The sequence below is a fragment of the Bacillus sp. 275 genome, assembly GCF_001999205.1.
Classification (GTDB): Bacteria; Bacillota; Bacilli; order Bacillales; family Bacillaceae; genus Bacillus; species Bacillus velezensis.
The window spans coordinates 3,286,776-3,306,545 of the sequence record NZ_CP019626.1; the positions used below are offsets into that span (position 1 = coordinate 3,286,776).

General features: G+C 43.5%; 15 protein-coding genes, 2 tRNA genes, 1 pseudogene and 1 other annotated feature. Of the genes and pseudogenes, 17 read left to right on the top strand and 1 reads right to left on the bottom strand.

The genetic code is table 11. The annotated features are described in order from the left end of the window. The 12 genes and pseudogenes from racE (at position 1) to BZ167_RS16245 (ending at position 12,600) form a co-directional block, all read left to right on the top strand. Entirely contained in the window at positions 1–819 is an 819-nt protein-coding gene (gene racE / locus BZ167_RS16190; protein WP_012118125.1) for a glutamate racemase, read from the top strand. A gap of 105 nt (positions 820–924) precedes the next feature. Further along, positions 925–2,010: a GerMN domain-containing protein gene (locus BZ167_RS16195; RefSeq protein WP_039254321.1), complete on the top strand. Its 1,086-nt coding sequence runs from the start codon at positions 925–927 to the stop codon at positions 2,008–2,010. A gap of 109 nt (positions 2,011–2,119) precedes the next feature. Continuing rightward, entirely contained in the window at positions 2,120–2,857 is a 738-nt protein-coding gene (gene rph, locus BZ167_RS16200) for a ribonuclease PH (RefSeq protein ID WP_007612934.1), read from the top strand. A gap of 11 nt (positions 2,858–2,868) precedes the next feature. Continuing rightward, positions 2,869–3,465 carry an XTP/dITP diphosphatase gene (locus BZ167_RS16205; protein WP_088056439.1) on the top strand — a complete coding sequence of 199 codons (597 nt, stop codon included), beginning with the start codon at positions 2,869–2,871 and terminating at the stop codon, positions 3,463–3,465. Between the two features lie 15 nt (positions 3,466–3,480). Further along, positions 3,481–3,990 (top strand): YfcE family phosphodiesterase, encoded by a 510-nt coding sequence (locus BZ167_RS16210; protein ID WP_015417943.1) that lies wholly within the window; start codon positions 3,481–3,483, stop codon positions 3,988–3,990. A 113-nt stretch (positions 3,991–4,103) separates the two neighbouring features. Next, positions 4,104–4,177, top strand: a tRNA-Arg gene (locus BZ167_RS16215). Positions 4,178–4,302: 125 nt separating this feature from the next. Further along, positions 4,303–4,376, top strand: a tRNA-Arg gene (locus BZ167_RS16220). 639 nt (positions 4,377–5,015) lie between these two features. Continuing rightward, positions 5,016–8,222: a type I restriction-modification system endonuclease gene (gene hsdR, locus BZ167_RS16225; protein ID WP_039254323.1), complete on the top strand. Its 3,207-nt coding sequence runs from the start codon at positions 5,016–5,018 to the stop codon at positions 8,220–8,222. A gap of 132 nt (positions 8,223–8,354) precedes the next feature. Then, positions 8,355–9,785: a class I SAM-dependent DNA methyltransferase gene (locus BZ167_RS16230; protein WP_061890753.1), complete on the top strand. Its 1,431-nt coding sequence runs from the start codon at positions 8,355–8,357 to the stop codon at positions 9,783–9,785. Continuing rightward, positions 9,782–11,224: a restriction endonuclease subunit S gene (locus BZ167_RS16235; RefSeq protein WP_060674754.1), complete on the top strand. Its 1,443-nt coding sequence runs from the start codon at positions 9,782–9,784 to the stop codon at positions 11,222–11,224. Before BZ167_RS16230 ends, BZ167_RS16235 begins: the two co-directional genes overlap by 4 nt. Positions 11,225–11,568: 344 nt before the next feature. Further along, positions 11,569–11,808, top strand: a pseudogene (locus BZ167_RS16240) (recombinase family protein); the annotation flags it as partial. 606 nt (positions 11,809–12,414) lie between these two features. Further along, entirely contained in the window at positions 12,415–12,600 is a 186-nt protein-coding gene (locus tag BZ167_RS16245; protein WP_060674750.1) for a hypothetical protein, read from the top strand. A 39-nt stretch (positions 12,601–12,639) separates the two neighbouring features. On the opposite strand, the gene BZ167_RS16250 is transcribed toward BZ167_RS16245, so the two are convergent. Continuing rightward, positions 12,640–12,990 (bottom strand): hypothetical protein, encoded by a 351-nt coding sequence (locus BZ167_RS16250; RefSeq protein WP_015417942.1) that lies wholly within the window; start codon positions 12,988–12,990, stop codon positions 12,640–12,642. Positions 12,991–13,412: 422 nt separating this feature from the next. Next, positions 13,413–13,664: a binding site (T-box leader), on the top strand. 119 nt (positions 13,665–13,783) lie between these two features. Here BZ167_RS16250 and ilvB point away from each other — a divergent pair. The 5 genes from ilvB to leuB are packed head-to-tail and all read left to right on the top strand — an operon-like array spanning position 13,784 to position 19,735. Further along, on the top strand, positions 13,784–15,508 hold the full coding sequence (gene ilvB / locus BZ167_RS16255; RefSeq protein WP_053573227.1) for an acetolactate synthase large subunit: 1,725 nt from the start codon (positions 13,784–13,786) through the stop codon (positions 15,506–15,508). Then, positions 15,505–16,023 (top strand): acetolactate synthase small subunit, encoded by a 519-nt coding sequence (gene ilvN, locus BZ167_RS16260; RefSeq protein WP_003152598.1) that lies wholly within the window; start codon positions 15,505–15,507, stop codon positions 16,021–16,023. Before ilvB ends, ilvN begins: the two co-directional genes overlap by 4 nt. A 22-nt stretch (positions 16,024–16,045) precedes the next feature. Continuing rightward, positions 16,046–17,074 (top strand): ketol-acid reductoisomerase, encoded by a 1,029-nt coding sequence (ilvC, locus tag BZ167_RS16265; protein ID WP_003152600.1) that lies wholly within the window; start codon positions 16,046–16,048, stop codon positions 17,072–17,074. Further along, a complete protein-coding gene (locus BZ167_RS16270; RefSeq protein ID WP_033574188.1) occupies positions 17,061–18,617 on the top strand; it encodes a 2-isopropylmalate synthase in 1,557 nt (518 codons plus the stop codon). The genes ilvC and BZ167_RS16270 overlap by 14 nt, the downstream gene beginning before the upstream one ends. A 20-nt stretch (positions 18,618–18,637) precedes the next feature. Continuing rightward, complete coding sequence (gene leuB, locus BZ167_RS16275) at positions 18,638–19,735, top strand: 3-isopropylmalate dehydrogenase (protein WP_077392143.1); 1,098 nt, start codon at positions 18,638–18,640, stop codon at positions 19,733–19,735. The last annotated feature ends 35 nt before the right edge of the window (positions 19,736–19,770 follow it).

Genomic DNA, 19,770 nt, shown 5'->3' on the forward strand with positions numbered 1-19,770 from the left:
TTGTTGGAACAGCCGATAGGAGTCATTGATTCCGGGGTTGGCGGGTTAACCGTTGCTAAGGAAATCATGAGACAGCTACCGAAGGAAAATATCATCTATGTGGGAGATACAAAACGCTGCCCGTACGGCCCGCGTCCTGAAGAAGAAGTTCTTCAATACACGTGGGAAATGACCGATTACCTGCTGGAAAACCACCATATCAAAATGCTCGTGATCGCCTGCAATACGGCCACGGCCATTGCCTTGGAGGATATTCAGCGCAAAACGGATATTCCGGTTGTCGGCGTCATTCAGCCGGGTGCGAGAACGGCGATAAAGGTCACGAAAAACCAGCATATCGGCGTCATCGGTACGGTCAATACCATTAAAAGCAGAGCATATGAGCAGGCGCTGCTCGGGTTAAACGCAGAACTTCAAGTTGAGAACACGGCTTGTCCGCTGCTCGTGCCGTTTGTGGAAAGCGGACGGTTTCTTCAGGAATCAGCGGAGGAAGCGGTTGAAGCATCGCTTGAGCCTTTAAAAGGTACATCAATTGACACCTTGATTTTAGGATGTACGCATTATCCGATTTTAAAGGATCCGATTCAGAACTATATGGGAGAGCATGTGAAAATCATTTCCTCCGGAGACGAGACGGCGAGAGAAGTGAGCACCATCTTGTCTTATAAAGGTTTGTTAAACCAATCGAAACATGCACCGGAGCATCAATTTCTTACAACGGGAGAGCGGAACGGCTTCGCAAAAATTGCCGAAGACTGGTTCGGCCACGAAATCGGCCATGTCGAGTGCATCTCCCTTCAAGAGCCGGTCAGAAAATAAATCAAAAAACCCGCTGTTTACGGCGGGTTTTTTTGCGCTTCCCGGTCTATTTCCCGGACAGGGCTCGTATACATCATAGTACAAACAGCCTTAGGAGGGAAAAGTATGCTGAAAAAAGGACCTGCAGTCATTGCTGCAACATGTCTTACTTCGGCTTTTGTGTTATCTGGATGCGGTTTGTTTCAATCCGATAAAACAGCCGGGGAAATTGACCCGCCTCAAGACATTTCATATGTAAAGGATGAAGCGGGAATTCAGGCAAAACCAAAGCAGTCAGAGAAAAACGGCACTTCTAAAGCCGACCAGCCGGCCAATACAGTCATGAGAGAGCTGTATCTGATTGATAAAAACGGCTATGTCGCAGCACAGACACTGCCTCTTCCGAACAGTGAGGGAACCGCAAAGCAGGCCCTTGAGTATTTGGTTCAGGGAGGGCCTGTGTCAGAAATCCTGCCGAACGGCTTCAGAGCGGTGCTCCCTGCGGATACGACGGTAAATGTCGATATTAAAAAAGACGGCACTGCCGTCGCTGATTTTTCGAAGGAATTTAAAAACTATAAAAAAGAAGACGAACAAAAAATCCTGCAATCGATTACATGGACGCTTACCCAATTCAGCTCAATAGATAAAGTCAAAATCAGAATCAACGGGCACGAACTGAAAGAAATGCCTGTGGGCGGTACGCCGATTACGGGCGACTTAAGCAGAAAAGACGGGATTAATATTGAAACGGCCGGAGTGAATGATCTGACAGACACCCATCCGCTGACTGTCTATTATCTGGCGGAAACAGAGACAAGCGAATACTACGTACCTGTCACAAAGCGGATTGACAATTCGGAAACAAATGACATCACCGCTGCCGTTGAACAGCTCACCGACGGACCGGGCAAAGCAAGCGGGCTTTTGACGGACTTTAATAACGATGTTAAGCTTCTCAGCAAGCCGAAAGTGAAAGACGGCCAGGTTACACTGGACTTTAACAGCTCCATTTACGGAAGCGCCGACGAAAAAACAAAAATGGTATCATCGGGCGTACTGGACAGCATCGTTCTCACGTTAACCGAACAGCCGTCAATTAAAAGTGTTTCTATAAAAGTAAACGGAAAATCAGAACTGGTGAATGAAAAAGGAGAATCCCTTTCAAAACCTGTTTCGAGGCCGTCACAAGTGAATACGGGTAGTTTTTAATTTGCGATTTTTGATATACTAATAAAAAAGAGGTTAGCGTTCCGGCTGCCTCTTTCTTTATTCGCAATCCGGAACAAAAGGTTTATGTACATATAATCGGAGGTAAAATATGAGACACGACGGAAGACAGCACGATGAGTTGCGCCCTATCACATTTGATTTGGATTTTATCACTCACCCGGAAGGCTCTGTTTTAATTACAGCGGGAAATACGAAGGTCATCTGTAATGCATCTGTGGAAGACCGGGTGCCGCCATTTTTACGCGGCGGAGGAAAAGGCTGGATCACAGCGGAATACAGCATGCTTCCCCGCGCGACGAATCAAAGAACGATAAGAGAATCTTCAAAAGGAAAGGTCTCCGGCAGAACGATGGAAATTCAGCGGCTGATCGGGCGCGCGCTCCGGGCCGTCGTTGATTTGGAGAAGCTCGGCGAACGGACGATCTGGATCGACTGTGACGTCATTCAAGCTGACGGCGGAACAAGAACGGCTTCCATTACCGGCGCCTTCTTGGCAATGGCCATTGCGATCGGCAAACTAGTAAAAAGCGGCGTTATCAAAACCTCTCCTGTGACAGATTATCTCGCGGCCATTTCTGTCGGGATGGATAAAGAAGAAGGCCTTCTTTTGGATCTGAATTATGAAGAGGATTCGGCGGCTGAAGTCGACATGAATATCATCATGACGGGAAGCGGACGTTTTGTAGAGCTTCAAGGGACGGGCGAAGAAGCCACATTCTCCCGTGAAGATTTAAACGGACTGTTAAGCCTTGCCGAAAAAGGAATCCAGACGCTTATTCAAAAGCAAAAAGAAGTGCTGGGAGAAACATTGCCTGAACTGAAATAAGAAAGAGAGGCCTGATCACCGTGAAAGAAGCCATTATTGCGACACACAATCAGGGAAAAGTGAAAGAATTCAAGGAAATACTCGAACCGAAAGGCTACAGCGTCTCTTCTTTGGCGGAAATCGGATTTACGGAAGAAATTGAGGAAACCGGACATACCTTTGAAGAAAACGCCATCTTAAAAGCGGAAGCCGTGGCAAAAGCCGTAAACAAAATGGTCATTGCAGACGACTCCGGTTTATCGGTGGACAACCTTGGAGGCAGACCGGGCGTTTATTCAGCCCGTTATGCCGGAGAAGCAAAAGATGATAAGGCGAATATGGACAAGGTGCTGTCAGAATTAAAAGGCATCGAAAAAGAGCAGCGTACGGCCCGTTTCCGCTGCGCCCTTGCCGTCAGCATGCCGGGGCAGGAAACAAAAACGGTCGAAGGTCATGTTGAAGGGTATATTGCGGAAGGACCCGAGGGGGATAACGGGTTCGGCTATGATCCCATTTTTATTGTAAAAGATAAAGATAAAACCATGGCCCAGCTGACAAGCGCTCAGAAAAACAAAATCAGCCACAGGGCTGAGGCGCTCAAGAAACTGTCAAAGCTGCTTGATTCATAAGGGGGAGCGTATGCAATGAAAGTGCTGATAATAAGTGACAGTCACGGCCTTGAAGACGAGCTGGAGACGATTGCAAAGCGGCACGAAGACGAAGCGGATCTGATGATTCATTGCGGTGATTCAGAGCTTGACGCTGCACATCCGGCGCTTACGCCGTTTCACACGGTAAAAGGCAATTGCGACTTTGGCGGCGGGTTTCAGGATGAACTTCTTCTGGACGCAGGTTCAAAGAAAATTCTGGCCGTTCACGGGCATCTTCACGGCATTAAACAGTCACTTTTAACTGTTTTTTACCGGGCGGAAGAGCTTGGGGCGGATGTCGTCTGCTTCGGCCATTCACATATTGCCGGGAGTGAAGAGCTTCGGGGCAAGCTTTTGATTAATCCGGGCAGCATCCGTCTTCCGAGAGTCCGCAATGTGAAAAGCTATGCCATTCTTACTCTTACAGAAAGAGAAGGCGCCGTGACATTTTACGACGAAACGGGTCGGGAATTGAAGGACTTTGGGAATACAATCAGTTTTTAACAAGTGATGGGGGAGATTTCATTCTTCCCCATCAAAAGTTTTTAAAAAAATATTGACTTATGATTTGAACCTGTATATAATAAATCTTGTCGCTGATACATAAAGCAAAAGCTGTCCCAGTAGCTCAGCTGGATAGAGCAACGGCCTTCTAAGCCGTCGGTCGGGAGTTCGAATCTCTCCTGGGACGTACAAAAAAAAGAGCTGGTGACATCAGAGTGAAAACTGATGCCGCTGGCCTTTTTTATCGGATGACTATATTGTCAAATCGCTGAAATCATGGTAAAATGATCAGCAGAACAATTTGATTTTCATGTCCCAGTAGCTCAGCCGGATAGAGCAACGGCCTTCTAAGCCGTCGGTCGGGAGTTCGAATCTCTCCTGGGACGTTAATAAATCGGGTGCTAAAGCCCGTCAAATCAACCTTCTATATCGTTAGTGAAACAGTCAGTATAACGGTCACGTAAGAAATTACCCTGTTATTGGCTTATATTACTTTCGATATAGGAGGTTTTTTGTTGTGACCAAAAGAAAATGAAAATGAAGCTGACTATGTGCTAAAGCGTAAGGTAAATATCATGAAAAAGGCTGAGAAACGTCACAAGCAAAGGCTTCAGTAATACAAGGAACAGAAGATTGGATTTGCCACTGAGGAAGAGGAAATATTTATTAGACTCTTCTACTCGCAGCAAGAACTTGAAGATATCTTTGCTGGCTACGACTTGGGAGCTAAGAGGTTACACTTGCAGAATCTATATATGGAGCGGATGCGGTAATTATTCAATAAAAGGCACAAACTTTGTAGGAGTCTCTTAATTGAGGCTCTTCTTTTAATTGATCAAATCTGATGTCGTAGCCTCAATATTTAAACAGTAACTAATAAAACCCGTCTTTTATTCACTTGGTTAAAGAATGAACCTAAACTAAGGAGCAGAGTAGAAAAAAAGAGCGATACATCTTATTCCCTAATTTTTGCATGATTATAGTATAATGGACACAAACAACCTTTTAGGAAAACGGTGATAACAATGAGTGGCAACTTTTCATTTTTTCAAGGGAAATGGGATGTACTTGCTAACTTGGGAGAGACAGCTGAGAGAAATGTATATCATGACCCCCATACAACAGTAATGAAACTGAGATTGTTCGCTGAAACATTAACTAAATTTATTCTTGCCGCTGAAAATATTAAAGAGGCATATGGTACAACGCAAGTGGATCGCATTAATACTTTGCGTCGGGAAAGGTTACTTGAGCCTGAATTAATTGATATATTAGAGGCTCTTCGTCGCAAAGGGAATGTAGCGATGCATGAAGCGGATTATGGAAAAGTAGAAGAAGCAAAGGCTTTGTTGCAATTAACGTTCCGCTTGTCCATTTGGTTCATGGAGGTATATGGTGATTGGGATTTTCAAGCACCAGAGTATACAGAACTTCAAGAACAAGTAGAACAGAGTACAGAAACACTTCAGCGAGAATATGAGGAAAAAGTCAAAAAGCTTGAAGAAGAATTAGAGGCAATTCGTCGACAGGCGGAAGTGGAACAAGAAGAGGTAAAAATCGAGCGTAAAAAAATATCCAAAAACTTTATGCGTCGACAGCAATTAACTGAAGCCGAAACGCGTACGATTATTGATGGAAAACTACGTGCTGTTGGATGGGAAGTAGACACAACTGTACTAAATCATCAAAAGAACGGAACGCTGCCAGAGAAAAATCGAAACATGGCAATTGCTGAATGGAAGGTCAATGGCGGCAGGATTGACTATGCGTTGTTTATTGGCTTAAAGCTTGTTGGCTTTATTGAAGCTAAGGCAAAAAAGAAAACGATTCCTGGCGCATTAGAAAGTCAAACAAAAGTGTATGCAAAAAATGTGGCACAAGTCGAAGATGAAGTCATCACACCTACAACAGGTGAATATAAGGTGCCGTTCTTATACGCAACGAACGGCCGACCATACTTGAAACAACTTCAAGAAGAGTCGGGCATCTGGTTTTGGGATTCACGTAAACCGTTAGAACATGCTCGCCCATTAGAAGGCTGGCATTCACCTGACGACTTGCAGCTTCTTCTTAGTCAAGATGATAAGGATGCGAATAAACGGTTAGAAGAAGAGGATATTACGAAGTTTGGTTTGCGTCATTATCAGCAAAGAGCGGTACTTTCCGCTGAAGAGGGATTAAAAGAAGGGCAACGAAGAATGCTTATTGCAATGGCAACTGGAACTGGGAAAACTCGTACAGCTATCGCCCTCATGTATCGCTTAATTAAGTCCAAAAAATGTCGTCGTATTCTTTTCCTTGTAGACCGTAATTCGTTAGGAAAACAGACAGAGGATGCACTTAAGGATACAAAAATTGAAGGCTACTCATTTGCTGATATATACGATGTGAAATCTTTAGAAGACATGTCTCCAGAAGTTGAAACGAAGGTGCAAATTGCGACGGTGCAGGGAATGGTTAGAAGACTTTTCTATAGCGATAACGAAAAGCTTCCAAGTGTCGGGCAGTATGATTTCATCATTGTAGATGAAGCACATCGTGGCTATACAAGTGACAAAGAAATGTCAGAGGAAGAATTGAAATTCCGTGACCAAAATGATTATATTAGCCAATATCGACGTGTAATTGATTATTTTGATGCGGCATGTTTAGGACTTACTGCAACACCAGCTCTTCATACAACAGAGATTTTTGGTATGCCTATTTTTAAGTATTCTTATAGTGAAGCGGTTCTGGATGGCTACTTAGTTGACCATGAACCACCATATCTGTTTAAGACAGAACTTTCACAAGTCGGCATTACTCTTGAAAAAGACGAAGAAGTTGAAGTGTATGATGTTGATAAAGGCGAGATTCAACTAGAAAAAATGGAAGATACCATTCATTTTGAGGTTGAGCAGTTTAATAAACGGGTAATTACTGAACCTTTTAATCGGGCGGTTCTAAACAAACTGGTTGAATACATTGATCCGACAGGAAAAGAGAAAACTCTTATCTTTGCAGCCACTGACCAACACGCAGATTTGGTTGTTCGGTTATTAAAGGAAGCCTTTAAAGAACGTGGCGATGAAATTGAAGATGATGCTATTATGAAAATTACTGGCTATATCTATAAGCCATTAGATGCCATTAAAAGGTTTAAGAACGAGCGGCTGCCAAATGTCGTTGTAACGGTTGATTTACTCACCACAGGCATTGACGTTCCTCCAATAACAAATCTAGTATTCTTACGGCGTATACAGTCTCGTATTCTTTATGACCAAATGCTTGGACGTGCAACCCGTCTTTGTCCCGACATTGGAAAAACACACTTTAACATTTACGATGCAGTGGGCATCTACGATAAATTGCAAAACTATACGGAGATGAAACCTGTTGTAAAGAAACAAAATTACAGTATCGGTGAACTATATGAATCACTTGCCAATGCTACTGCAGAAGATGAAGCTTCGTTTTATCGTGACCAATTGGCAGTGAAAATTCAGCGTCGCAAGCAAAGGCTGAATGAAGAAGGAAAACAAAAGTTTGAAGAATTGTCGAATGGAAAAAATGTGGATGAGTGGGCGAAAGAAATTCAAACGTATACGCCACAAGAAGCAAAACAGCACAACATGTTATTTGAATATATGGAAGCCTATCGGGTAAAAGGCGAGAAACGATATATCTCCAACAAAGAGGATGAAGTAACAGATGTGGTTCGGGGATATGGTGAAGGAAACAAGAGACCAGAAGATTATTTAGAAGGTTTCGTTCGTTTTATCCAAGAAAATATTAATGAAATTCCCGCTCTTCATCTTATTTGCACACGACCGAAAGATTTAACAAGGCAGGATTTACGAGAACTTATTACCATTCTAGAAACGAAAGGCTTTAAGCAATCGCATTTGCAGACAGCTTGGAAGCAGACAAAAAATGAAGACATTGCAGCAGACATTATTAGCTTTATTCGCCAAGCTGCATTAGGTGAAGCGCTAGTTGCCCATGAAGCACGTATTAAACAGGCGATGCAAAAAGTGTATTCACTGCATGATTGGACTCCAAGACAGAAGAAATGGTTAGAGAGAATAGAAAAGCAATTACTTAAAGTGCCTGTATTAGCACCGACTGCAGAAGAGGCATTCTCGGAAGAACCATTTAAAACTCCGGGCGGCTATAAATTGCTGAAGCGGGAGTTCGGTGACTATATTGATACGGTTGTTACCACTATAAATGAGAACCTTTATATTAGTTAATAATGTGCCTCTTCATAGGGGCACTTTTTAAGTTATAATAGATAAGTTACTTTATCCTTGATTTTCACTTTAATGAGGTTTGAATGAGAATCCAACATTAAAATATACTCGGAGTTAGCAGGAGGCTGAAAAATGAACAACCAAGAAATCGTTCAAAAACTATGGAATTTATGTAATGTGTTACGTGATGATGGGATTACCTATCAGCAATATGTAACAGAGTTAACCTACTTATTATTCCTCAAAATGATGAAGGAGCAGGAAACAGAAGGTGTGATTCCAGAAGGGAATCGATGGGATGATTTGTTAGATAAAGAAGGTTTGGAATTAAAGAAATTTTATCAGCGATTGTTACTTGAATTAGGAAGCAGTGAAAATGAGCGGCTGCGTCTAATATACAGTGATGCTTCTACAAGTATTGCTGAGCCGAAAAACTTAGAGAAGATTATTAAATCTATTGATGCCCTTGATTGGTACAATGCAAAAGAAGAAGGGCTAGGCAATCTTTATGAGGGTCTATTAGAGAAGAATGCAAGTGAAAAGAAATCAGGAGCGGGGCAATACTTCACACCTCGTGTATTAATTGATGTGATGGTTCAATTAATCGACCCGAAAATCGGTGAGCGATGCGCTGACCCTGCAGCTGGAACATTCGGTTTCATGATTGCTGCAGACCAATATTTAAAGAATCAAACAGATGACTACTTCGATATAGAACCACAAGAAGCCGAGTTCCAAAAGAAAGAAGCTTTTGTAGGTATGGAACTTGTTAAAGATACGCATCGCCTGGCACTCATGAATGCGTTGCTTCATAATATCGAAGGACGTTTGGAACAAGGCGATACTTTATCGGGTAACGGGAAATGGATGAAGAACTTTGATGTTATTTTAACAAACCCGCCGTTCGGTACAAAAAAAGGCGGGGAACGGGTATCCCGTGACGATTTAACGTTTGAAACATCGAACAAACAGTTGAATTTCTTGCAGTTGATTTATAACGCATTAAAAGATGATGGAAATGCAAGAGCAGCGGTTATCTTGCCCGATAATGTCTTGTTTGAAAGCGGGATTGGCTCACAAATTCGTCGTGACTTGATGAACAAATGTAACTTACACACGATTTTACGCTTACCAACAGGAATTTTTTATGCGCAAGGTGTAAAAACGAATGTCTTATTCTTTACAAGGGGAACAACAGACCAAGATAACACGAAGGATGTATGGGTCTATGATCTTCGGACAAATATGACTTCATTTGGCAAACGTAATCAGCTAACAATGGCTCATTTTGAAAACTTCATGAAGGCATATGTAGCTGAAGACCGTTCTAAGATAGAAGATGAGCGTTGGAATGTGTTTACACGAGAAGATATCGCAAAAAAAGATGATAGTTTAGATATTGGATTAATTGCAGATGAATCATTATCTTCATACGACAACTTGCCAGACCCAATTGCATCAGCAGAAGAAGCGATTGTGAAACTTCAACAGGCAATGGATTTATTAAATGAAGTAGTTGAGGAGTTACGTGCTGTTGAAGAGGATGAGGTGGTCATAAAATGAGTAAGAAAAAAAAGACCATTGGGGAATTGTTAGAAGAAGCACTAGTACCAGAGGATGAGCAACCATTCCAAGTACCTGAGAATTGGGTTTGGGTAAGAACTGAAACAGCAAATGGCATAGTTACAGGTTCTACCCCAGCTAAGAAACAGAGTGAGTATTATGGTGGTGGCTTTCCATTTGTGAAGCCAGCAGATTTAGAACAAGGTAGCGAAGTTATTCATGCTTCTGAATATTTGACTGAGAAGGGCAAAGCCGTTTCTAGAATTATACCAAAGGAATCTACGATGGTATGTTGTATTGGTTCTATTGGAAAGGCTGGATTTAGTACTGTTGAATGTACAACTAATCAACAAATAAATTCACTTGTGCCAAATAAGAAAATGATTAACCCAAAGTTTAACTATTATCAAGTTTTAAATGGAACTTACCAAAATGAGCTTTGGAATCGCTCTTCTGCCACAACAGTTTCAATAATTAATAAAGGAAAAATGTCTTTGATTCCTTATGTTTTACCTCCTTTTAATGAACAAAAACGGATTGCTGAGAAAGTGGAGCGTCTTTTAAGTAAAATTGAAGAAGCAAAGCAGTTGATTGAGGAAGCGAAGGATACGTTTGAACTTCGTCGAGCGGCTATTTTGGATAAGGCATTTCGTGGAGAATTGACAAGAAAGTGGAGAGAAGAAAATTCTCTTGAGAAAAAAGAAGTAGAGTTAATAAATGGAAATCAATCCATAGAATCAAATTCACCGTATTCAATACCAACTACATGGAAATGGCGTAAATTAAAAGATGTAGCTAGCTTTAAAAACGGTTTTGCATTTAAGAGTAAGGATTTTGTGGAACAAGGTATCCAATTGGTAAGGATGGGTAATCTCTATAAAAATGATTTAGCATTGGATAGAAACCCTGTTTATATGCCTTTAGATTTTGATGAAAAGATAATCGAAAAATATTCAGTTAAAAATGGGGATATTTTATTATCATTAACAGGCACTAAATATAAGAGAGATTACGGATATGCTGTTAGAGTGGAAGGGGTTGAAAAACCTTTACTTCTCAATCAACGAATCCTATCTTTAAATCCAAACTTTATGGATGAATATATTTTTTATTATCTTCAATCTTCTGTATTTAGGGATGTATTCTTTAGTTTTGAAACAGGTGGGGTTAATCAAGGAAACGTAGGCTCTAAGGCAGTAGAATCTATTTTAATTCCAATCCCCCCTTTAGAAGAAGCAAAAGAAATTGAAAAGATGTTAAATAATCTATTGAAAAATGAAAAAGAAACTTTGAAAATACTTAACGTTGAAGATAAATTAGAAACTTTAAAGCAGGCTACCCTCTCTAAAGCCTTCCGAGGTGAACTTGGAACAAATGACCCAAGGGAAGAAAATGCGATTGAATTGTTAAAAGAAGTTCTTCAAGAACAGGTAAAATAGTTGTAAGAAGGCATCCAAATTAATTGGATGTCTTTTATGGTTGTATACATGCCAAGTTGTGGTATTAGTTTGATACAGAACCACTCTCATTCACAAACTACAATCGGTAAATTTTCGATACGACTCAGATTCTCAATGTGATTTAACATGGTAAAGTAATAAGAGTTGCAGTGAAACCCTATTCGAGTTCGATAATAATATCGATAGCAGAGGGTGTAGACTTATAAGTGATATCAAAGAAAAGATACCGATGCCTCAAGGTGGAATCAATTATGGACAACAAAGAATTTGGACACGTTAGAGTAAGCAGCAGAGACCAAAATGAAGCATGACAACTGGATAGTATGTATGCTCTTGGAATTGATGAGCGTGATATACATATCGATAAGCAAATCGGGAAAGACTTCAATAGACCTCGATACCAAGCTTTGAAATTGCGTTTGCGAAAAGGAGATACGTTATACATACATTCATTAGATAGGCTAGGTCGTAACAAAGAGAGGATTTTAAACGAGTGGAAAGATATCACACAGAGCATTAAAGTACATATTGTTGAAATGGATATGCCATTGTTGTATACACAATGACTCATCGATTCTTTCATAGCTTACTTGGTGTTACAGGTATTATCGTGGGTTGCATCAGCATCGCAATAGGGACAGCATTCTTTGTTATCTCTCATGAAACCACTCCTTTAAATAAATACCTTTACGTTTTATAGCAGATTTAAGTACAACTGTTTTACCTTTTAAATAGGGTTGTTTTCTACTATATGAATGCTTGAATTATAAAGTGTAAGCAAATATAATAGAAAGTAAGTCAATCGGTCAAAGTTCGGAAAGTGACCGTTATACATGAACGTAACGATAGCGATATGTAAAGGATGAAGGCCGGATAGAGCAACGGCCTTCTAAGCCGTCGGTCGGGAGTTCGAATCTCTCCTGGGACGTATAAAAACCTCAAGCCCTGACAATGGGCTTGAGGTTTTTTTGTATTTTATTTTACGAAACAAAAGTTCCGTATTTGATGAAAATTGTAAAGTGATTTTAATATAAATGAAACTTAATGTAATATTTACCGTAATAAATATATGTATAAAGATACTTAAGGTGCCCTTGAGTGATAAATTATCTAATTTCTATCATACATTTTGTCAATGAATGATAGAAAGACAGCAGGAGGAATTAGCTTTGAAGTACGCATTTGCATATAAAAATCACAAAATAGAAACGATCTTTTGCGGAAAAGACGAGCTGTTTGAGGAACTGAAGCAATTTTTAATCACTCAATGCGGTTTAATCATTGTTGAGGTTTCAAGGGCTGATTACTATACGGAGCAGGAAATGAATCAGTGGAATGACCGTTATACTCTGTGAATAAGAAAAGAAACCGGCCGTGGGAGGCCGGTTTTTGTATCATCTGAATCCGCTCGGAGCGCTGAAGCCCCCGGCATGGCCGCTGAAACCGCCCCCGAGCGCGCCGGGATGCGCCCCGGCGCCGAGGCTTCCGCCGACGTCACTGAAGGATTGGCCGTAGTACCCGGTTGTATAAGGGTACGGAACGAATTGCTGCCCGGCGAATGACAGCGTGCTTTGCGGGGTCTGCTGTCCGTAGCCGGATGACGGGAATCCCTGCTGAAAAGAAGGGCCGCCTTGATATGGTGCTGTATGCATCGGGGCCGGAGGATAATAAGACTGCGGCGGTAAGACCGGTAAAGGCGGAAATCCAGGAGGCAGGCCCTGCATGCCTGATAACATCTTATTCATGACATCACTCATTTCTTACGAGATAAGAACAGTGTATGCGTATGTCTGTATAAAGAGCCTGTTCAATCGAACGGAATATCTGACAAGCATGCCGGAAGGACAGAGAAAAATCGTGTAATAAAATGTGACATATTCGTATATGAACGGAAAAATTTCATGTAATCTTGAGAGATTAATAAAAAAATGATAAAAACTTTTAATATTTACAGATCCCTTTGTACCAGTAATGAAAGCGTATACAAAGTAGATTGATTAATCTAAATTGTCTAATAATTATAAAAATGCTGTTGACACTGCCTGCAAACGGGCGTAATATGAGTTCAAACAAAAATAAATAAATGATTCACGCTAAAAAGAAAAATCATAAAACACTGAAAAAACAAACTAATGAAGGTTCTTTTTCAATAAAAGAGCTGCCATAATAAAAAGCGCAGAAGAGGATAAGTAGCTTTGCTGAAGTTTTTCACAGAGAGCCGGTAACGCTGAGAGCCGGTAAAACAAATCAAAGTGAACTCCCCTCAGAGTGCCGGTCTGAAATGTAAAGAGTAGGACTCGGCCGAGTGAACACAATGTTTACTCGTTATCAAAACGGATAATCATTATCCATGAGACGGTCTGCATATGATCGTAAACAAGGGTGGTACCGCGGAAAGCAAAGCCTTTTCGCCCCTTTTGGCTATCGCATGAAATGCTTGGCTGAATGTGGGTGGGAAGGCTTTTTTATTTGCGTCAGCCGGCGCTGCGTTTTATGAATTGGATTTTAGAAGGGAACATTGAAAAGGAGGAACTGAAAATGGGCACAAATGTACAGGCGGATTCTTTGTCTGCCGAATGTACAAAAACAATGAACGGGGCTCTGATGCTGATTGAATCATTAAAGAAAGAAAATGTCGAGATGATCTTCGGCTATCCGGGGGGAGCCGTCCTTCCGATTTACGATAAACTGTATCAATCAGGATTGGTTCACATCCTGCCCCGCCACGAGCAAGGCGCGATTCATGCGGCAGAAGGGTATGCGAGAGTCTCCGGAAAGCCGGGGGTTGTGATTGCTACCTCCGGACCCGGAGCGACAAATTTAGTTACCGGTCTTGCGGATGCGATGATAGATTCATTGCCGCTCGTAGTGTTTACCGGTCAGGTGGCCACTTCGGTCATCGGCAGCGACGCTTTCCAGGAAGCCGACATTTTAGGAATTACGATGCCGATTACGAAACACAGCTACCAAGTCCGCCGTCCGGAAGATCTCCCCCGTGTGATTAAAGAGGCGTTCCATATCGCCACGACGGGAAGACCGGGCCCGGTATTAATTGATATACCGAAGGATGTCGCAGCATTTGAAGGAGAGTTCAGATATGATCACGAGATCAGCCTTCCGGGTTATCAGCCTGTAAAAGAGCCTAACTATCTGCAGATCCGAAAGCTCGTGGAAGCTGTCAGCAGTGCGAAAAAGCCGGTTATTTTAGCCGGAGCGGGTGTTTTGCACGGTAAAGCTTCAGAAGATTTAAAAAATTATGTCGAACAGCAGCAAATTCCGGTAGCGCACACGCTCCTCGGTCTGGGCGGTTTCCCGGCAGACCATCCTCTTTTTCTGGGAATGGCGGGGATGCACGGCACATACACAGCGAATATGGCGCTTTACCACTGTGACTTGTTGATCAGTATCGGAGCGCGGTTCGATGATCGCGTGACCGGAAATCTGAAGCATTTTGCAAAATCGGCCAAAGTGGCGCATATCGATATTGATCCTGCTGAAATCGGAAAAATTATCGAAACGCAGATTCCGGTGGTCGGCGACAGTAAAATCGTCCTTCAGGAATTATTGAAGCAAAACGGAAAACAGGGACAGACAGAGGAATGGAAACAGCAGCTTTCAGAATGGAAAGAAGAATATCCGCTTTGGTATACAGACAACAGAGAAGAGGGCTTTAAACCCCAAAAGCTGATTGAGTATATTCACCAATTCACAAACGGTGAGGCGATTGTGGCGACGGATGTCGGCCAGCACCAGATGTGGGCGGCTCAGTTTTATCCTTTCCGAAAGGCTGATAAGTGGGTGACCTCGGGGGGACTCGGCACAATGGGCTTCGGCCTTCCGGCGGCTATCGGAGCGCAGCTGGCCGATCGTAACGCCACGGTCGTTGCCATCCTCGGAGACGGCGGTTTTCAGATGACCCTTCAGGAATTAGATGTCATCCGGCAGCTGAATCTTCCTGTCAAAGTGGTTATCTTAAACAACGAATGTCTGGGCATGGTCAGACAGTGGCAGGAAATCTTCTATGAAGAGCGCTATTCTGAATCCAAATTCTCGGCGCAGCCTGACTTTGTCAAATTGTCAGAAGCCTACGGCATTAAAGGCGTCCGGATTTCATCGGAGGAAGAGGCGGAAGAAGAGCTTAAAAAGGCGCTTTCATCAAAAGAACCGGCCGTTATTGACGTCCGGGTCGCCAAAAGCGAGAAAGTATTCCCGATGATTGCGCCGGGTAAAGGACTTCATGAAATGGTGGGGGTGAAACCTTGAAACGCATAATCACATTAACGGTGGTCAACCGCTCGGGAGTATTAAACCGGATCACCGGCCTGTTTACAAAAAGACACTATAATATCGAAAGCATCACTGTAGGCCACACGGAAACAAGCGGTGTTTCAAGAATTACATTTGTCGTCCATGTGGAAGGCGAAAATGACGTAGAGCAGCTGACAAAGCAGCTTAACAAACAAATTGACGTCCTGAAAGTGACGGATATTACAAACCAATCGATTGTACAGCGTGAGCTGGCATTAATCAAAGTTGTTTCCGCACCGTCGGCCAGAACGGAAATCAATGGAATCATTGAGCCGTTCAGAGCTTCCGTCGTTGATGTCTCAAGAGACAGCATCGTCGTTCAGGTTACCGGCGAATCTAATAAAATCGAAGCGCTCATAGAGCTGCTCAAACCTTACGGCATTAAAGAAATCGCGAGAACGGGCACAACGGCTTTTGCGAGGGGAACCCAGCAGAAGGCGTCATCCAATAAAACAATTTCAATTGTATAACACAAAAAAGGGAGAGATTAAAATGGTAAAAGTATATTATAACGGTGATATCAAAGAGAACGTATTGGCAGGTAAAAAAGTAGCGATTATCGGTTACGGTTCACAAGGTCACGCACATGCGCTGAACTTAAAAGAAAGCGGAATTGATGTCATTGTCGGCGTCAGACAAGGAAAATCATTTACACAGGCCCAAGAAGACGGTCATAAAGTCTTTTCGGTAAGAGAAGCGGCTGCCCAGGCTGATATCATTATGGTTCTTCTTCCGGATGAACAGCAGCAAAAAGTATATGAAGCTGAAATCAAAGATGAATTGACGGCGGGCAAGTCATTAGTATTCGCACACGGATTTAACGTCCATTTCCATCAGATCGTGCCTCCTGCTGATGTGGATGTATTCCTTGTCGCCCCTAAAGGACCGGGACACCTTGTCAGAAGAACATATGAACAAGGCGCGGGCGTACCGGCATTGTTTGCCATCTACCAGGATGTATCAGGCGAAGCGAAAGATACGGCTCTTGCTTATGCAAAAGGAATCGGCGGAGCGCGTGCGGGCGTTCTTGAAACAACATTTAAGGAAGAAACGGAAACGGATTTGTTCGGTGAGCAGGCTGTTCTGTGCGGAGGTTTAACGGCGCTTGTCAAAGCGGGTTTTGAAACGCTGACAGAAGCCGGCTACCAGCCTGAACTCGCATACTTCGAGTGTCTGCACGAACTGAAGCTGATCGTAGACTTGATGTATGAAGAAGGATTGGCGGGCATGAGATACTCTATCTCCGATACGGCTCAATGGGGAGATTTTGTCTCAGGGCCGCGCGTAGTCGATGCGAAGGTAAAAGAATCGATGAAACAAGTATTAACAGATATTCAAAACGGTACATTCGCGAAAGAATGGATCGTGGAAAACCAAGTGAACCGTCCTCGCTTCAATGCGATCAATGCAAGTGAAAACGAGCATCAGATTGAAAAGGTCGGCAGACAGCTTCGTGAAATGATGCCGTTTGTCAAACAAGGCAAAAAGAAGGAAGCGGTGGTCTCCGTTGCGCAAAATTAATGTTTTCGACACGACCCTTCGTGACGGTGAACAATCCCCCGGGGTCAACCTCAATTCCCGGGAGAAACTGGCGATAGCCAAGCAGCTTGAAAGACTCGGGGTGGATATTATTGAAGCGGGATTTCCCGCTTCATCCCGAGGTGATTTTTTAGCCGTGCAGGAAATCGCAAGAACGATTAAAAATTGTTCGGTAACAGGGCTTGCCCGATCTGTCAAAGGTGACATCGACGCAGCCTGGGAAGCGCTGAAAGACGGGGCCAGCCCGCGGATTCACATCTTTATCGCCACCTCTGACATTCATCTGAAGCATAAGCTGAAAATGACGCGGGAAGAGGTTAAGGAAAAAGCGGTTGAAATGGTGAAGTATGCAAAAGAACGCTTTCCGATCGTTCAATGGTCAGCAGAAGACGCATGCCGCACCGAACTTCCGTTTCTGGCTGAAATCGTTGAAGAAGTGATTGATGCCGGCGCGAGCGTCATCAACCTGCCGGACACTGTAGGTTACCTGACGCCGGCTGAATACGGAAACATCTTTAAATATATGAAGGAACACGTTCCGAATATCAACCGGGTAAAGCTTTCAGCCCATTGCCACGATGATCTCGGAATGGCGGTTGCCAACTCGCTTTCGGCAATTGAGAACGGCGCTGATCAAATTGAATGCGCCATTAACGGCATAGGAGAAAGAGCCGGGAACGCCGCGCTAGAGGAAATCGCCGTTGCGCTTCATGTCAGAAATGACGCGCATCAAGCCGATTCATCCCTCAATCTTCATGAATTGAAGCGGACGAGTGATCTTGTCAGCAAACTGACGGGCATGGCCGTTCCCCGCAATAAAGCAATCGTCGGAGATAACGCTTTCGCACATGAGTCCGGCATTCACCAAGACGGTTTCCTGAAAGAAAAATCAACATATGAAATCATTTCACCGGAACTTGTCGGCGTGACTGCTGATGCGCTCGTACTCGGAAAGCATTCCGGACGCCATGCGTTCAAAGACCGCCTGAATGCGCTTGGATTCCAGTTTGATAGTGAGGAAATCAATAAATTTTTTACGATGTTTAAAGAACTGACCGAAAAGAAAAAAGAAATCACCGATGATGACTTGATTTCTCTTATTTTAGAAGAAAAAGTGACAGACAAAAAAATCGGCTATGAATTTTTGTCTCTGCAAGTGCATTACGGGACGTCTCAGGTGCCGACTGCAACAGTCTCTTTAAAAAATCAGGAAAACGAACAGCTGATTCAAGAGGCGGCAACGGGGGCGGGCAGCGTAGAAGCCGTTTATAATACGCTCGGGCGCTGCATCGATAAAAATATTGAACTGACAGACTACCGCATCCAATCCAACCGGAAAGGCGAAGACGCGCTGGCTCAAGTTTTTGTCAGAGTGACCGTGAACGGAAAAGAAACATCAGGGCGGGGAATCGCGCAGGATGTTCTGGAAGCTTCTGCAAAAGCATATTTGAACGCCGTGAACCGGCAATTGGTGCTGGATTGCAATATAGACGGATTAAAGAGACAGACTGCGGTCGGCTCGTAATAGAAAGGAGAACGTTTGATTTGAAAAAACGTATTGCTTTGCTGCCCGGTGACGGAATCGGACCGGAAGTGGCGGAATCAGCGGCAGATGTATTGAAAAGCGTTGCCGAACAATTCGGACATGAATTTGAATTTGAAAACGGGCTGATCGGGGGAGCGGCTATTGACGCCCATCAAAACCCCCTTCCTGAGGAGACGGTGGCTCTTTGTGAAAGATCCGACGCCATCCTGCTCGGGGCAGTCGGCGGGCCGAAATGGGACCAAAATCCTCCGGAGCTCAGACCGGAAAAAGGCCTGCTCGGCATCAGAAAAAAACTCGGCCTGTTTGCCAATCTGCGTCCCGTGACCGTATTTGAAAGCCTGTCTGAGGCGTCTCCGCTGAAAAAAGAATATATCAGCGGCGTCGACTTTGTAATCGTCAGGGAACTGACGGGCGGCCTCTACTTCGGAGAACCGAGCAGACAGTATGTCAATGAAGCGGGAGAAAAGGAAGCGGTCGATACCCTTTTTTATAAGAAAGAAGAAATCGCACGCGTTGTCAGAGAAGCCTTTAAGATGGCTGCCGGCAGAAAAGGAAAAGTGACGTCCGTTGATAAGGCGAATGTGCTTTCATCAAGCAGGCTTTGGCGGGAAACAGCGGATGAAATCGCAAAAGAATTTCCTGATGTGACGCTTGAACATATGCTTGTCGATAATGCCGCGATGCAGCTCATCTACGCTCCGAGCCAGTTTGACGTCGTCGTAACTGAGAATATGTTCGGCGATATTTTAAGCGATGAAGCCTCCATGCTGACAGGCTCGCTCGGCATGCTGCCGTCAGCCAGCTTATCAAGTTCAGGTCTTCACTTGTTTGAACCCGTGCATGGATCTGCGCCTGACATCGCCGGTAAAGGGATGGCCAATCCGTTTGCGGCGATTTTATCAGCGGCGATGCTTTTGAGAACATCTTTCGGGCTTGAAAACGAAGCGCAGGCGGTGGAAAAAGCGGTCGCAAAGGTGCTTGCAGACGGCAGCCGTACACGTGATATCGCCTGGGACGGCCAATATGCCGGAACGCATGACATTACTGAAAAAGTAAAAGCCGCATTAGCCGGCTCGAGTACAAAATCTATAGTGTGACGCTTTAAAGAAAGCGGTCTTAGTTCATAGGTAGA

What these genes read in the sequence shown, in the direction of transcription:
- ilvB (WP_053573227.1), top strand. Translation starts at nt 13,784, where the DNA reads ATGGGCACAAATGTACAGGCGGATTCTTTGTCTGCCGAATGTACAAAA.
- ilvC (WP_003152600.1), top strand. Translation starts at nt 16,046, where the DNA reads ATGGTAAAAGTATATTATAACGGTGATATCAAAGAGAACGTATTGGCA.
- BZ167_RS16210 (WP_015417943.1), top strand. Translation starts at nt 3,481, where the DNA reads ATGAAAGTGCTGATAATAAGTGACAGTCACGGCCTTGAAGACGAGCTG.
- BZ167_RS16250 (WP_015417942.1), bottom strand. Translation starts at nt 12,990, where the DNA reads ATGAATAAGATGTTATCAGGCATGCAGGGCCTGCCTCCTGGATTTCCG.
- rph (WP_007612934.1), top strand. Translation starts at nt 2,120, where the DNA reads ATGAGACACGACGGAAGACAGCACGATGAGTTGCGCCCTATCACATTT.
- BZ167_RS16195 (WP_039254321.1), top strand. Translation starts at nt 925, where the DNA reads ATGCTGAAAAAAGGACCTGCAGTCATTGCTGCAACATGTCTTACTTCG.
- BZ167_RS16230 (WP_061890753.1), top strand. Translation starts at nt 8,355, where the DNA reads ATGAACAACCAAGAAATCGTTCAAAAACTATGGAATTTATGTAATGTG.
- hsdR (WP_039254323.1), top strand. Translation starts at nt 5,016, where the DNA reads ATGAGTGGCAACTTTTCATTTTTTCAAGGGAAATGGGATGTACTTGCT.
- BZ167_RS16235 (WP_060674754.1), top strand. Translation starts at nt 9,782, where the DNA reads ATGAGTAAGAAAAAAAAGACCATTGGGGAATTGTTAGAAGAAGCACTA.